General features: G+C 64.0%; 17 protein-coding genes. 9 read left to right on the top strand and 8 right to left on the bottom strand.

The genetic code is table 11. The annotated features are described in order from the left end of the window. Positions 1-172 precede the first annotated feature (172 nt). Together fabV and TZ03_RS14760 are read left to right on the top strand one after the other, a co-directional pair. Entirely contained in the window at positions 173-1384 is a 1212-nt protein-coding gene (gene fabV / locus TZ03_RS14765; RefSeq protein ID WP_201775722.1) for an enoyl-ACP reductase FabV, read from the top strand. A gap of 163 nt (positions 1385-1547) precedes the next feature. Then, entirely contained in the window at positions 1548-2456 is a 909-nt protein-coding gene (locus tag TZ03_RS14760) for an alpha/beta fold hydrolase (protein ID WP_051098744.1), read from the top strand. A gap of 135 nt (positions 2457-2591) precedes the next feature. On the opposite strand, the gene TZ03_RS14755 is transcribed toward TZ03_RS14760, so the two are convergent. Genes TZ03_RS14755 through TZ03_RS14740 form a run of 4 tightly spaced genes read right to left on the bottom strand, consistent with a single transcriptional unit; the run spans position 2592 to position 4563 of the window. After that, positions 2592-2933, bottom strand: a complete 342-nt coding sequence (locus tag TZ03_RS14755) for a HopJ type III effector protein (RefSeq protein ID WP_051098743.1) — start codon at positions 2931-2933, stop codon at positions 2592-2594. Then, positions 2926-3222, bottom strand: a complete 297-nt coding sequence (locus TZ03_RS14750; protein ID WP_051098742.1) for a DUF1244 domain-containing protein — start codon at positions 3220-3222, stop codon at positions 2926-2928. Before TZ03_RS14750 ends, TZ03_RS14755 begins: the two co-directional genes overlap by 8 nt. Positions 3223-3231: 9 nt before the next feature. Then, positions 3232-3969, bottom strand: a complete 738-nt coding sequence (folM, locus tag TZ03_RS14745; protein WP_051098741.1) for a dihydromonapterin reductase — start codon at positions 3967-3969, stop codon at positions 3232-3234. Between the two features lie 33 nt (positions 3970-4002). Then, positions 4003-4563, bottom strand: coding sequence for an antibiotic biosynthesis monooxygenase (locus tag TZ03_RS14740; RefSeq protein ID WP_051098740.1), 561 nt, complete (start codon positions 4561-4563; stop codon positions 4003-4005). 220 nt (positions 4564-4783) lie between these two features. On the opposite strand from TZ03_RS14740, the gene TZ03_RS14735 reads away from it, so the two are divergent. Continuing rightward, the gene (locus TZ03_RS14735) at positions 4784-5719 is read left to right on the top strand and encodes a MerR family transcriptional regulator (protein ID WP_051098739.1); all 936 of its coding nucleotides are present in this window, start codon (positions 4784-4786) and stop codon (positions 5717-5719) included. Here the strand turns inward: TZ03_RS14735 and TZ03_RS14730 are convergent. Both TZ03_RS14730 and TZ03_RS14725 read right to left on the bottom strand, forming a co-directional pair. Further along, positions 5704-6309, bottom strand: coding sequence for a hypothetical protein (locus tag TZ03_RS14730; RefSeq protein ID WP_051098738.1), 606 nt, complete (start codon positions 6307-6309; stop codon positions 5704-5706). The genes TZ03_RS14735 and TZ03_RS14730 overlap by 16 nt on opposite strands. Before the next feature lie 59 nt (positions 6310-6368). Next, on the bottom strand, positions 6369-6797 hold the full coding sequence (locus TZ03_RS14725) for a PAS domain S-box protein (RefSeq protein ID WP_051098737.1): 429 nt from the start codon (positions 6795-6797) through the stop codon (positions 6369-6371). Positions 6798-6913: 116 nt separating this feature from the next. Between TZ03_RS14725 and TZ03_RS14720 the strand changes: the two genes are divergently transcribed. Continuing rightward, positions 6914-7369, top strand: coding sequence for a flavodoxin (locus TZ03_RS14720; RefSeq protein ID WP_051098736.1), 456 nt, complete (start codon positions 6914-6916; stop codon positions 7367-7369). Between the two features lie 126 nt (positions 7370-7495). On the opposite strand, the gene TZ03_RS14715 is transcribed toward TZ03_RS14720, so the two are convergent. Further along, positions 7496-8392 (bottom strand): LysR family transcriptional regulator, encoded by an 897-nt coding sequence (locus tag TZ03_RS14715; RefSeq protein WP_051098735.1) that lies wholly within the window; start codon positions 8390-8392, stop codon positions 7496-7498. 98 nt (positions 8393-8490) lie between these two features. Between TZ03_RS14715 and TZ03_RS14710 the strand changes: the two genes are divergently transcribed. The 4 genes from TZ03_RS14710 (at position 8491) to TZ03_RS14695 (ending at position 11773) form a co-directional block, all read left to right on the top strand. Next, positions 8491-8877: a CidA/LrgA family protein gene (locus tag TZ03_RS14710; RefSeq protein WP_051098734.1), complete on the top strand. Its 387-nt coding sequence runs from the start codon at positions 8491-8493 to the stop codon at positions 8875-8877. After that, positions 8867-9553 (top strand): LrgB family protein, encoded by a 687-nt coding sequence (locus TZ03_RS14705; RefSeq protein ID WP_051098733.1) that lies wholly within the window; start codon positions 8867-8869, stop codon positions 9551-9553. The genes TZ03_RS14710 and TZ03_RS14705 overlap by 11 nt, the downstream gene beginning before the upstream one ends. Before the next feature lie 176 nt (positions 9554-9729). After that, entirely contained in the window at positions 9730-10635 is a 906-nt protein-coding gene (locus TZ03_RS14700; RefSeq protein WP_051098732.1) for an alpha/beta fold hydrolase, read from the top strand. Positions 10636-10855: 220 nt separating this feature from the next. Then, entirely contained in the window at positions 10856-11773 is a 918-nt protein-coding gene (locus tag TZ03_RS14695) for an SDR family oxidoreductase (protein ID WP_051098731.1), read from the top strand. A 380-nt stretch (positions 11774-12153) separates the two neighbouring features. Here the strand turns inward: TZ03_RS14695 and TZ03_RS14690 are convergent, their stop codons facing one another. Next, a complete protein-coding gene (locus TZ03_RS14690; RefSeq protein ID WP_051098772.1) occupies positions 12154-12936 on the bottom strand; it encodes an IclR family transcriptional regulator in 783 nt (260 codons plus the stop codon). A 174-nt stretch (positions 12937-13110) separates the two neighbouring features. On the opposite strand from TZ03_RS14690, the gene hmgA reads away from it, so the two are divergent. Then, positions 13111-14412, top strand: a complete 1302-nt coding sequence (hmgA, locus tag TZ03_RS14685) for a homogentisate 1,2-dioxygenase (protein WP_051098730.1) — start codon at positions 13111-13113, stop codon at positions 14410-14412. The last annotated feature ends 3 nt before the right edge of the window (positions 14413-14415 follow it).

Below are 14415 nucleotides of genomic sequence, written 5' to 3'. Positions count from 1 at the left end.
GCTCATGGTTTGTGCCGTCCTTGTGGGAGCTGGCAGGTAATCCACCGTTTTGCATCCCTTTGATCACCCCGTAATATGTGTCGGATAACCTGCGGGGGTAGTCTCACCCTCTGATCAATCGGAATCGCCCATGACGGTGTTTCCCCAGCATAAACCTGACGAGGTACAGACATTGGCCATCATTCATCCTAAGGTTCGCGGTTTTATCTGCACCACGACTCACCCGAAGGGCTGCGAGCTCAACGTCCGTGACCAGATCGAAGCCACCCGCAAGCTGGGCGTGCGCGAGGATGGCCCGAAGAAGGTCCTGGTCATCGGTGCTTCCAGCGGCTATGGCCTGGCAGCCCGCATCACCGCGGCGTTCGGCTTCAAGGCCGACACCCTGGGCGTGTTCTTCGAAAAGCCAGGCACCGAGACCAAGGCCGGTACCGCAGGCTGGTACAACGCTGCTGCCTTCGACAAGTTCGCCAAGGCCGAGGGCCTGTACAGCAAGTCGATCAATGGTGATGCCTTCTCCGACGAGGCCCGTGCCAAGGTCATCGAGCTGATCAAGAACGAAATGGGCGGCAAGGTCGACCTGGTCATCTACTCGCTGGCCTCGCCTGTGCGCAAGCTGCCGCAAACGGGTGAACTGGTGCGTTCGGCGCTGAAGCCGATCGGCCAGCCGTACAAGTCGACCGCCATCGACACCAACAAGGACACCATCATCGAGGCCAGCATCGAGCCGGCCACCGAGCAGGAAATCGCCGACACCGTCACCGTCATGGGTGGCCAGGACTGGCAGCTGTGGATCGACGCTTTGGCTGGCGCCAACGTACTGGCCGAAGGCGCTCGCACCGTGGCCTTCAGCTACATCGGTACCGAAATCACCTGGCCGATTTACTGGCACGGTGCGCTGGGCCAGGCCAAGCAGGACCTGGACGAAACCGCCCTGCGTCTGGACAAGAAACTGGCCGGTGAAGTGCAGGGCGGCGCCAACGTGGCGGTGCTGAAGTCGGTGGTTACCCAGGCTAGCTCGGCCATTCCGGTGATGCCGCTGTACCTGTCGATGGTGTTCAAGATCATGCAGGAGAAGGGCGTTCACGAAGGTACTCAGGACCAGCTGGACCGCATGTACCGTGACCGCATGTACCGTGCCGACGGTGCGCCGGCCGAGGTCGACGAGAAGGGCCGCCTGCGCCTGGACGACTGGGAACTGCGTGACGACGTACAGGACGCCTGCAAGGCCCTGTGGCCACAGGTGACCACCGAGAACCTGTTCCAGCTGACCGACTACGCCGGCTACAAGAAGCAGTTCCTCAACCTGTTCGGCTTCGAGCGCGCTGACGTCAACTACGACGAAGACGTGGCTACCGATGTGAAGTTCGACTGCGTCGAGCTGTAAGCTGAAACCGTGCTGGCCTCATCGCCGGCAAGCCAGCTCCCACAGGTACTGCACAGGGCTTGAGGCCTATGTGGTCGAGGTGGGAGCTGGCTTGCCGGCGATGAGGCCGGTACAAGCTGTAGAATCTTTGCTAGCTTTGGCGCACAACGACAGGGAATGTGCCATGAGCAGCCTCACCCAACCTGCCACTGCCTTTCGCCACCCCGCAGCCGACGGCTACAGCCTCGGCGGCTTCCGCTGGCGCCACGCCCAACCGGACCCCCAGCGCCCGCTGGTGATCATCAACGCTGCCACTTCGGTGCGCTGTCGCTATTACTCGCGTTTTGCCGACTACCTGTTTGCCCAGGGCTGCGATGTGCTGACCTACGACTACCGTGGCATCGGCGAATCCCGCCCGGCTTCGCTGCGTGGCTTCCAGGCATCGTGGAGCGACTGGGGCCGCCTGGATTTCGAAGCCATGCTGGCGCATGCGGCTGATCATTTCCCTGGCCAGCCGGTGGACGTGGTGGGGCACAGTTTCGGCGGTTGCGCAGTGGGCCTGGCACCCTCGGCAGGCCAGGTGCGCCGGGTGGTGATGGTGGGTGCGCAATTCGCCTACTGGCGCGATTATGCGGCTGACCAGCGCTGGCAGCTGTTTGGCAAGTGGCATGTAGTGATGCCGCTGCTGACCCGGGTGTTCGGCTACTTCCCAGGCAAGCGCCTGGGTTGGCTGGAGGACACGCCATCCGGCGTGGTGCACGACTGGACTACCCGTACCCCGCGTTATGAGCACAGGCCCAGCGGGCGTGCCCTGGCGACGTTGCCGTTCGCCCAGGTACGGGCGGCGACGCTGGCCATCAGCCTTACCGATGACCCCTTCGGCACCGTGGCGGCGACCGAGCGCTTGCTGGGTTATCTGCAGGGTGGCGAGCGCCAGCACCTGCGCATCGCGCCTGTGGATATCTCGGTCGAGGAAATTGGCCATTTCGCGTTTTTCCATGATCGGTTTCGCGAAAGTTTGTGGCCGGTGGCGTTGCAGTGGTTGCAGCGGGGCGGGTTACAGGGCGGGGTTCCAGGAACCCTCTTGTATTGATGGTGGGTTTGATATTTTGGGGCTGCTTTGCAGCCCTTTCGCGACACAAGGCCGCTCCCACAAAGTCCGCATCAGCACCGTCCCTTGTGGGAGCGGCCTTGTGTCGCGATGGGCCGCAACGCGGCCCTGGCTATCTCAAGCCTTGCGCGCAAGCGGCAGCGCGGCAAACTTCACACCGGCCAGGCCATGCTGGATCAGCGCGCGGATATTGCCATGGTCACTGCCCTCAGGCGTAGCCAGCACATCACGGTAATGCTCACCAAAGGCCAGCAGCGCTTCCTGGTCGCTCAGCCCTTCCAGCAGCGCCAGGCCCAGGGTCTTGCACGAACCCTCGTTCTGCCCGGCGGCATTCTCCACGCCGCCATTATTGAAGGCTTGCGGCTGGTAGCTGTAGTTGTCGGCAATGAACGCCAGGGTGTCGGCAAAAACGTGTTGGCCGCTGGCCAGGCTGGCGCGCAGGGTGTTCAGGTCAGTCACGAGGTTTTCCTTTTTCGAACGCCGCTTGTTGTTCGGCGCTGGCTTCTTTCTGGTATTGGGCTTTCCACTCGGCGTAGGGCATGCCGTACACCGCTTCGCGGGCGTCATCCAGGCTCAGGTCGAGCTGGCGCTCGTCAGCCGCGGCCTTGTACCACTTGGACAGGCAGTTGCGGCAGAAACCGGACAGGTTCATCAGGTCGATGTTCTGCACGTCGCTGCGCTTTTGCAGGTGTTCGACCAGGCGCCGGAACGCGGCGGCCTCGAGTTCGAGCTGTTGCTGTGGGGTCATGGGCTTCTCTCAGGTCATGCGGTTCTTCAGGTGGCGGCCACCGTTGATGACCACCTGGCTGCCGGTGCTGTACTGGCTGGCGAGCAGGTACTTGACCGTCTCGATCAGCGGGCCGGCGCCGGGTTCGAATTCCAGCAGGGCCTTTTTCAGGGTTTGCTGGCGGTAGGCTTCGTCACCCCCTTCCTTGAGGATCAGCAGCCCAGGCAGGATACCGTTCACATGCACCTTGGGCGCATATTTTTCGGCGAACGACAGCACCATGTTCTGCAGCGCGGCCTTGGTGGCGGCGTAGCCGATGTGGCTTTTGCTGCCGCGCGAAGAGGTTTCGTCGCAGATGTGGATGATGTCGGCCTTGTCCACCTTGGCCAGCAGGTCGCCCAGGGCCAGGTTCAGGTGGTAGGGCGCTTCGACGTGCAGGCGGAACATGGTCTCGAGGTTGTCCAGGCCGTCGTCGAGCCACAGCGAGGCGTTGTGGACGATGGCGCGCAGGCCGTCGTAGTGGTTGTGCAGGTAGTCGATCAAGGCCTGGCGGTCGGCCGTCTGGCACAGGTCGGCCTGGAACTGCACGATGTTCGGGTGGGCCGCTTGTGGTTGGACGCTGCGGCTGGCACTGACCACTGTATGGCCGGCCTGAGCCAGTTCAAGGGCCAGGGCCAGGCCGACGCGCTGGCTGGCTCCGGTAACGAGAATTGGGCTGTTCATGTTCGGGGCGGTCAACTTGTCTGTCCGTTGGTTGCCGCCCAGCATACCCGAACTGTTTAGCGCATGTGTGGCCTGGCCTCAGCGGCTGCGCAGGGCACCAGCAGTGGCTGGGGTGGGCTGTAGCCAACCGGCCAGCAGGCGGGTGGACAGGGGGATGAACAGGTAGACCATCACCGGTGTCAGGGCCAGGGTGCTGAGCAGTACCCGGGGCAGCAGGTCCAGCGCTGCCAGCCAGTGGCCGAACAGCAGGTTGAACGCCAGCGAGACCGGGAAAAAGGCCAGCCAGATGGCCACGGCTTGTTTCCAGCGCGGCGGTTTTTGCACCATGTTGGTGCCGAACCAGTCCTCGATACCACTCACACGCGCCTCGATGGGGCGTTCGAACAGGCCGTTGCCGCGTTGCAGCCAGGCCCGGCGCGAGGCCGAATGCTCCCAGGCATGCAGGGTAGGCTCGTTGCTGAAGCGGAAGATGATCTGGAATTCATCGCCATCGCGGGGCGGGGCGAGGATGCCCGAGCCGAGGTAGCCGGGGAAGTCGGTGGCCAGCTGTTCGCCTTCATGCAGCCAGGCCAGCAGGTCTTGGTAGCGGCCGTGGGCGGCGCGGCGCGACACCATCAAGGTGACGGGTGGGGTAGACATCGTGTATCTCCTGGCAACGGGGCTGGCGGGTAGCCGGCCCCTTTTGGCTGCGTGGCCCGGGGTGGTGGGCGACACAGGCGTGCATGCAAGAATCGGGCGCGGATTATCGCGCATGTGCGATCTTCGGCAAACGTCAGCCGGCAAACGGTCGCTGACCTGCGGCGGCGGCTGTCGTAGTAGACTACGTGTTCAACTTCCGCTCCCAGGATACCCCGTGCAGATGAACGAACAGGGACGTAAGCCGGTGATCGATGCGAGCCTCGAGCAGCAGGACCTGTTTCCGATCCGTGAGGTTTCCCGCCTGACTGGCGTCAACGCCGTGACCCTGCGTGCCTGGGAGCGCCGCTATGGCCTGGTCCAGCCCTCCCGCACCGACAGCGGCCACCGCCTTTACTCCCTGGCCGACATCGATGACATCCGTCGCATCCTCGGCTGGCTGGAGCGCGGTGTGGCGGTGAGCAAGGTCGCCAGCATCCTCGCCCGTAGCCATGCCCTTGCCGGGCAGGCTGGCTGCGCGATGGGCGCCTGGTTGCACTGGCAGCAGCAGATTCGCCAGGCTGTGCAAGGTTTTGACGTGGCAGGCCTGGGCCGCCTGTTCGATGAGGTGTTTGCCGCCAGCACCCTGGACCAAGTGTTCGCCGAGGTGTTCATGCCCGTGTGGCACGACCTGGCCGCAGGGCAGGGCGGCTACGGGCAGGCCAGCGAATGGCTGTTCCTTGATCAGTTCCTGCGTGGCCGGGTGTTTGCCCGCCTGCAGCTTGCTCATGTACCGCGTAGCCGCACAGTGCTGCTGGCGCCGTTGCCGGGGCAGTGTCATGAGCTGGAACTGCTGGTGACCAGCTTGACCTTGGGCAGCGAGGAAATTGGCGTGACACCACTGGCGACCGGGCAGCCGCTGCAGGAACTGGCGCTGGTCTGCGAGCGCATGAGGCCGGATGCCCTGGTGCTGTTTTCCCACCAGCCGCCCACGGCGGAACTTACCCGGCGCCTGACGCGCCTGGTGGTGGGGTTGAGATGCCCATTGTTATTGGCCGGTGAAGCAGTGGAAGTGGCGCAGGACAGTCTGGCTGGCAGCCCTATCGCCTGCCTGGGCGCACACGGCAGTGTGATGCGCCAGCGTTTGCGGCAGTTTCTGGCCGGTCAGCTCGATACCTGAGTGTGCAGCTCGGGGTGGGCCTGGAGGATATAGTCGCGCAGGCGCTCGATTTCTTCGCTCGGGCTTTGGCTGAGGTCGTAGGCCGCCAGGTCCGGGCCGATACGCCGGCCCAGCACGCCGTGCAGTTCGATAGGGCTGATGCCATCAGGGGCGAAACGCAGTTCGAAGCGCGCCGGTGCCGTTGGCAGGTCGCGGACTTCCAGTAGCACGCCCTTGAAGGATATTTCGCGAACCCACAGGCCGCTTTGCTGATCATGGGCATCGAGCAACGCGCTCGGTTGCTCCAACGACAGCCGCCAAGGGCGCAGCATGGGGCCGTCTTCGTAGATTTCCGGTGAGCCCAGTTGCAGGTGCAGGGCGTGGAACTCGTCTTCCACCAGTTGCAGCGGGAAGCTGATCTGCTGGTTGTTGAACTGGGCCTGCAAGCTTACTTGTTCGTTGGCCACCAGGCGGGTGAGCAAGCTCTGGATGTGGCGGTCGCCATTGACCATCAGGCTCGACATGGAGTCGGCCAGGTTCAACTGCGGCGAATGCTGCATGTTCTGTATGAAGTCCAGTTCGTCCTGGGTCAGGAGCGCATCTGCTTGCATGATCGAACTCGGTGGTGGCGATTTCTTCAACGGGATAGACCGTGCGTAATGCGCTTGGTTCAGACGCGTTCGTCGGTTTTCGAACGAGCGCGCAGGTCGGCCAGTTGCCGTTCCAGTTCGACCTCGCGGCTGACGTCCTTCTGGATGCCGATGAAATAGGTACGCTGTTCGGCGTCGCTGCGCACCGGAGTGATCGACAGCTCGTTCCAGAAGGCGCTGCCATCCTTGCGGTAATTGCGTAGCACTTCGCGGCACGGGCGGCCTTCGGCCAGGGCCTTGCGGATGCGCGCGCGGCCAAGCTGGTCACGGTCATCGGCCTGCAGGAAGCGGCAGTCTTGGTACAGGATTTCGTCACGGCTGTAGCCGGTCAGGCGTTCGAAGGCGGCGTTCACGTAGATGAGAATGGTGTCGTCGCCTTCCTGCTCGGCGACCACGATCCCGTCATTGGACGCATCGACCATGGATTGCAGCAATTGCGCGTTGATCATGTTCCGGCCATTGGGCGAAGAAGGGCTGAAGATGGCGACTTTGGTAGAGGCGGCCTTTTGCTAGCACTGGATGCTAGTATCCTACGTTTTCACTCAGTTTCGGAATCCTCTACCCGATGAAAGTCGCCATTATTTCCGGATCGGTCTATGGCACCGCCGAAGAAGTCGCCCGTCATGCTGAAGCATTGCTCAAGGCTGCGGGCCTGGAGGCCTGGCATGCTGCGCGTGCCACCTTGCAGGACCTTGAAGGTTTTGCCCCCGAAGCCTTGCTGGCCGTTACCTCGACCACCGGCATGGGCGAACTGCCGGACAATCTCATGCCGTTGTACAGCAGCATTCGCGACACCTTGCCAGCGGCCTGGCGTGGCCTGCCGGGAGCGGTGATAGCGCTGGGCGATTCCAGTTATGGCGACACCTACTGCGGTGGTGGCGAGCAGATGCGCGAACTGTTCGCCGAGCTGGGGGTACGGGAAGTGCAGCCGATGTTGCGCCTGGATGCCAGCGAGACAGTGACTCCGGAGGCGGATGCCGAGCCTTGGTTGGCCGAACTGGCCGCTGCATTGAAAGGCTGACGGGGCTTTTTGCCTGTACCGGCCTCTTCGCGGGCACGCCCGCTCCCACAGGGACCGCGCATTTCCAAAGCTCAGCGCCAAACCTGTGGGAGCGGGCGTGCCCGCGAAGAGGCCCGCAAGGACCATTCATTCCTGATGCTCAGGCACCGGCCATTCGCGCAGCAACGCCAACCACGCCTGCGCCGCTCGTGACAGGTACGCCCCGCGCCGCCAGATAAAGGCGATATCCCAGCGCAGATCTTCCGGCGAGCGCAGCGGCAAACGCACCACCCCGGGGCGCTCCAGTGCCTTCGCCACCACACGGGGCAGCAATACCACGCCCTGGCCTGCCGCCACCAGCGCTACCAAAAAGTCCGCCTGGCCACTGCGCCCGCCTTCTTTCGGGGTAAAGCCCTGCTGCTGGCACGCCTTCAGCAGCCGGTCGTTGAGCACGAAGCTGCGCTGGTAAAGCAGGAAAGGAGTATCGGCCAGCTGCCGCAGGTCTACCCCGTCCTCTCCCGCCAGGCCGTGGCCAGCTGGCAGCAGGGCATCCAGTGGTTCGTTGCAGAAGGGCTGGTAGGCGAACGCCTCGTCACTGGGTGTCAGGCTGCCGCCCAGTTCCAGTTCGCCACTGCGGACTGCTTGCTCGACGCTGCGGCTGCCGCCTTCGAGCAACTGGATAGCGATATTCGGATGGCGCCGCCGATACTCAGCGAACAACCCGGCGAACAACGCGTCGCTACCCAGCATCGGCAAGCCCAGGCGCAGTTCGCCGCGCTCCATCTGGCTGAGGTCATCCAGTTCGTTGAGCAGCGCCTGGCGTTGGCGCAGCAAGGCTTCGCCACGCTCCAGCACGATGCGCCCGGCAGCGGTCAGGTGCAGTTGCGAGGCCTGGCGCTCCAGCAGCGGCTGGCCCACATCTTGCTCCAGCTGGGCCACTTGCTTGCTCACGGCCGACTGGCTGATGTGCAGGGTTTGCGCCGCCTGGGTAAAGCCACCGCGGTGGACCACTTCGATGAAGCTGCGCAGCTGTTTGAATTCCATGCTCTGAATTCCATTCTGGAATGCTGATCAGTCTAACAATTCGCTTCTGGCCTAGGCAGCCAAATCTTAAAATGAGGGCCTGTCGAGGAACTCCCGCCATGAAACCCGCATTACTGAAAAAAGCCCTGCGCCTGCTCGTCGAACTGGCGATCCTCTGTGCCCTGTTCCTGCTCGGCGGCCAGCTTGCCACCTGGCTGGGCTGGCCGATCCCCGGCGGGGTGATGGGCCTGGCGCTGCTGTTGCTGCTGTTCGCTTCGGGGGTGCTCAAGCCGGCCATGCTGCAATTGGGCGCCGGCTGGCTGATGGCCGAGATGCTGCTGTTCTTCATCCCGGCGCTGATGAGCCTGCTCGACTACGGCACGTTGGTCCGCGAAGAGGGCTGGCGCATCTTGCTGGTGATCGCCGTGAGCACCCTGATGGTGATGGTGGTCACCGCCCTGACCGTAGAGCTGGTGTGCCGCTGGAGGTTGCGCCATGAGCCTTGAACCCATGCCGTTGTTCTGGCTGGCCCTGACCTTGCTGGCTTATCTGGCTAGCCGCTGGTTGTACCGGCGCAGCGGGCGCTACCTGCTGTCGCCGCTGATCCTGGTGCCGGTGCTGCTGTTGGCAGTGGCGGTGCCGTTGCACACCGCCTATGCCGAATACGCCCGTAATACCCACTGGTTGATGAATGTGCTCGGTCCGGTGACCGTCGCATTCGCGGTGCCGATCTGGCAGCAGCGGGCCATGCTGGCACGCCATTGGCCGGCACTGCTGGTGGGCATGCTGGCCGGCAGCAGTGCCTCGATCGCCAGCTCCTGGGGGTTGGCGCATTTGCTGGCGCTGGACAGTGCGACCAGCCTGTCGCTGGTGCCGCGTTCGATCACCACGCCCTTTGCCATGCCGTTGGCCCATGACCTGGGTGGCGTACCGGAACTGACGGCGGTGTTCGTGATGTTCACCGGCGTGCTCGGTGCCCTGTTCGGTGGTGTGCTGTTGCGCTGGTTGCCGCTGCGTACAGCGCTGGCGCGGGGTGCGCTGTTCGGGGTCGGTGCCCATGGCGCCGGGGTCAGCCGGGCGCAGGAGGTGGGCCGTGAAGAAGGCTCGGTGGCCGGCCTGGTCATGGTCCTGACCGGGCTGCTGAACCTGTTCGCGGCGCCGCTGCTGGCCATGTTGCTCTGACCGTTCGTGCCACTGACTCGCTCAGTCATCAAGCTGGCTGGCAACGCAAGTTTCAGCCTACGGGCTGCTGGCTAGACTCAGCCTCGACATAGAGAGCACATGTAAGTGCCGAGGTGACATGCAATGACCGCAGCCTTGCTCTATTCCGCCAACACCACTTTACCGGGACCCTTCTGATGCCTATGGCCGAAATTCCATTGTGCGTCTGGCGTACCCGGGGACAGAGTTTCACTTTCCGGGGCCAGAGCATCCGCTACTGGACCGCGGGGCAAGGAGAGCCCCTGCTTCTGCTGCACGGTTTCCCCACCGCCAGTTGGGACTGGCACTACCTGTGGGGGCCTTTGGCCCAGCGCTTCCGGGTGATCGCCTGCGACATGCTTGGCTTTGGCGATTCGGCCAAACCGGTCGATCATGCCTACAGCCTGATGGAGCAGGCCGACCTGCAGCAGGCCTTGCTCGCCCACCTGCAGGTCGACCAGCCGGTGCACCTGCTGGCCCATGACTATGGTGGCAGCGTGGCCCAGGAACTGCTGGCGCGGCACCATGAACAGCGCGCCGACATCGCCAGTTGCGTGTTCCTCAACAGCGGGCTGTTCCCCGAAAGCTGCCGCATGCTGCTGATCCAGAAGCTGCTGCTCAGCCGCCTGGGCTGGCTGGTGGGGCGCTCGTTCGGGCGTGACGACCTGGTGCGCAACGTGAGCCAGATCTACGGCCCCTGCACCCACCCCAGTGAAAGTGCGCTGGATGACTTCTGGAGCCTGATCGCCGCCAACCGTGGCACGCGCATCCTGCACAAACTGGTGGGCTACATGCCCGAGCGCAGGTTGCACCGTGAACGTTGGGTCGGGGCGATGCAGCGCGAAGGCGTGCCCCTGCGCTTCATCAACGGTGTGGTCGACCCGCTTTCCGGCGCGAACATGGTCGAGCGTTACCGGCAACTGGTGCCGGAACCGGATACCGTGCAGTTGCAGGGCATCGGCCACTACCCGCATACCGAAGCACCGGTGCAGGTGTTGCGCCACTACCTGGCCTTTCGTGAGCAACCGCTGAGCTACTTCGAGCAGAAGGTGGCATGGTCGTGACACGGCCTCATCGCCGGCAAGCCGGCTCCCACACCAACCGCGCCGATCTCAAGGCCTGCGCTGTACCTGTGGGAGCCGGCTTGCCGGCGATGGGCCGCACAGCGGCCCCATAACCATCGCCCTGCGTTATTGCCAGGCATTCAGCCTGCGTGAGCTTGATTGTCCGCCCGCCGCTGGCGGCGGACACTCGGCTGACCTGAACCTGCCTGGAGCCAAGAGCATGAGCGAGCCCGTCCGTCTGCAAGATCGCGTGGTGATCGTCACCGGAGCCGGTGGCGGCCTGGGCCGCGCCCATGCGCTACTGTTCGCCGCGCGCGGCGCGAAGGTTGTGGTCAACGACCTGGGCGGCACCACCCATGGGGAAGGCGCCAGCGCCTCCGCCGCCGACCGGGTGGTGGAGGAAATTCGCGCCGCCGGTGGCTGCGCCATCGCCAGCCATGACTCGGTCAGCCACGGCGCACGTATCGTCGAGCAGGCCCTGGACACCTTCGGGCGGGTCGATGTGCTGGTGAACAATGCCGGCATCCTGCGTGACAAGACCTTCCACAAGATGGAAGACAGCGACTGGGAGCAGGTCTACCAGGTTCACATCGAGGGGGCCTACAAGGTCACCCGGGCCGCCTGGCCGCACCTGCGCGAGCAGAACTGGGGGCGGGTGATCCTCACCGCTTCCACGTCCGGTATCTACGGCAACTTCGGCCAGGCCAACTACGGCATGGCCAAGTTGGGCCTGTACGGGCTGACCCGTACCCTGGCGATCGAAGGGCGCAAGCACGGCATCCTGGTCAACGCCATCGCCCCTACCGGCGGCACCCGCATGACCGAAGGGCTGATCCCGCCCGAGGTGTTCGAGCGGCTCAAGCCCGAACTGGTCAGCCCGCTGGTGGTGTACCTGGGCAGCGAGCAGTGCCAGGGCACGGGTGAACTGTTCGAAGTGGGCGGCGGCTGGGTGGGCAAGGTGCGTTGGGAGCGCAGCCTGGGGGTGGGCTTCGATCCGCGTGAAGGCTTTACCCCCGAGCAGGTGGCGGAGAACTGGGCGCGGATTGGTGACTTTGAAGGGGCGGTGCATCCCCAGGACAGCTTGCAGGCGCTGCAGCAGATGATGGCGAACCTGCAGAAATACCCGCTGCAAGGCTAATGCGGTCCCCTGTGGGAGCGGCCTTGTGTCGCGAAAGGGCCGCAGAGCGGCCCCAGGCATTCAGCCGAGCCGCATATATTGTTGGGGCTGCTTTGCAGCCCTTTCGCGACACAAGGCCGCTCCCACAGAGATCGCGTCAGGCAGTTGGTGAGGTGTTTTTTCAGGGCAAATAAAAAAGGCCGCTGCAAACCGCAGCGGCCAATCGAGACGTTAGATCAAGGAGCTTCAAAATCTACGTCGGTGAACCTCGCGGGCCTGAAAGGCGGGGGGGAGAGCCCTTCATGCCGGCCAGTGGGTCAAGAATAAGGCCTTGATCCGGCGAGAAAAATAGCCGCTTGTGACATTCACCTTTACGTATCGGGCAATAGTGCCGTAGGTACTCAGTCGGCTGGCGAATAGCCCATGCGCCAGCTGGTTTCCCGCGCCGCCGCCAGCAGCCGTTGCGCCGCCGGGCCATGTTCATCGGCATGGAAGATCGACGTAGGCCCGACCACGGTCATCACCGCAGCGATCTGCCCCATGGCATTGAACACTGGGGCCGACAGCGCATCCACGCCCGGCATCAGCAGGCCATGCACATGGTGCAGGCCACGTTCGCGAATGGCTGCCAGTACCGGCTGGTAGTCGTCGGCGCTGTGCTGCAGGGCGGCCAGCTCCTGGTCACGCAACTCCACGGTCTCGCGCTCGGGCAGGTAGGCGGCGAATACCAAGCCGGTGGACGAGGTGAGCAGCGGTAACACCGAGCCCATCTGGGTGACCACGGTGACCGCGCGCACCGCCGGTTCGATGCTGACCACCGTCGCACCCTGGTTGCCCCATACCGCAATGAAGCAGCTCTCGTTCAACGCGTCGCGCAATTGCGACAACGGCAACGCGGCAATCTTCAGCACATCGATGCTGCCCAGCGCTGCCAACCCCACACGCAATGCCTCGCGCCCCAGGCCGTAATGGTTGGTGGCCGCATCCTGTTCGGCAAAACCGCTGGCGATCAACGCTTGCAGGTAGCGGTGCACCTTGCTCGCCGGCATCTGCACATGCTCCGCCAGGCGGGACAGGGAGGTGGAAGGGGAGAGTTCGGCGAGGGCCTTGAGGATGTCGGTGCCGACCTCTGCCGAACGGACTTTCTGCTTGCCGTTGTCGGCAGGGGAGCTGGCTTTGGCCATGGACATCATCTTCCAGATTCTTCGAGTCGCGCCTTTATAGCTTGACGCATTGCTCGTAGCAAATTACGTTATTCGTAATCTGATTACGATAAAAACAATGCAGACGCGCTGCCACCCCGCTCCGGGTCAGCAGCCAGCTGCCAGCAACGGCTCGGCCAGAGCCCGGAGGCATCGATGAATCGCGACACGTCACCCGACCTTCACTACCTCAGCGGCTTCGGCAACGAGTTTGCCAGCGAAGCGCTGCCAGGCGCCTTGCCGGTCGGGCAGAACTCGCCGCAGAAGGCGCCCTATGGGCTGTATGCCGAGTTGCTCTCGGGCACGGCGTTCACCATGGCCCGCAGCGAGCTGCGCCGCACCTGGCTGTACCGCATTCGTCCGTCTGCATTGCACCCACGTTTCGAGCGCCTGGCGCGCCAGCCACTGACCGGGCCACTGGGTGCCATCACCCCCAACCGCCTGCGCTGGAGCCCCCAGCCGATTCCCGCCGAACCAACCGACTTCATCGAAGGCTGGCTGCCCATGGTGGCCAACGCCGCCGCGGAAAAACCGGCCGGCGTGAGCATCTACATCTACCGCGCCAACCGTTCCATGGAGCGGGTGTTCTTCAACGCCGACGGTGAACTGCTGCTGGTGCCGGAACAGGGCCGCCTGCGCATCGCCACCGAACTGGGGGTGATGGAGGTCGAACCGCTGGAAATCGCGGTGATCCCGCGCGGCATGAAGTTCCGCGTCGAACTGCTCGACGGCCAGGCCCGCGGCTACATCGCCGAAAACCACGGCGCGCCGCTGCGCATCCCGGACCTGGGCCCGATCGGCAGCAACGGCCTGGCCAACCCGCGCGATTTCCTCACCCCGGTGGCGCACTACGAAGAGGCCCAGGGCCCGGTGCAACTGGTGCAGAAGTTCCTCGGCGAGCACTGGGCCTGCGAGCTGCAGCATTCGCCGCTGGACGTGGTCGCCTGGCACGGCAGCAATGTGCCCTACAAGTACGACCTGCGCCGTTTCAACACCATCGGCACGGTCAGCTTCGACCACCCGGACCCGTCGATCTTCACCGTGCTGACCTCGCCGACCAGCGTGCATGGCCTGGCCAACATGGACTTCGTGATCTTCCCGCCGCGCTGGATGGTGGCCGAGAACACCTTCCGTCCGCCTTGGTTCCACCGCAACCTGATGAACGAGTTCATGGGCCTGATCAACGGCGCCTACGATGCCAAGGCCGAGGGCTTCCTGCCGGGCGGTGCATCGCTGCATGGGGTGATGAGCGCCCATGGCCCCGACGCGGAGACTTGCGAAAAGGCCATTGCCGCCGACTTGGCGCCGCACAAGATCGACAACACCATGGCCTTCATGTTCGAGACCAGCCAAGTGCTGCGCCCGAGCCTGCAAGCCCTTGAATGCCCGCAATTGCAGGCCGACTACGATAGTTGCTGGGCCACCCTGCCGAGCACCTTCAACCCGAACCGGAGATAACCC

It is taken from the genome of Pseudomonas sp. 10-1B (assembly GCF_000935045.1).
Classification (GTDB): domain Bacteria; phylum Pseudomonadota; class Gammaproteobacteria; order Pseudomonadales; family Pseudomonadaceae; genus Aquipseudomonas.
Note: the sequence above shows the minus strand (reverse complement) of the source record. Positions and strands in the feature narration are given on the sequence as shown.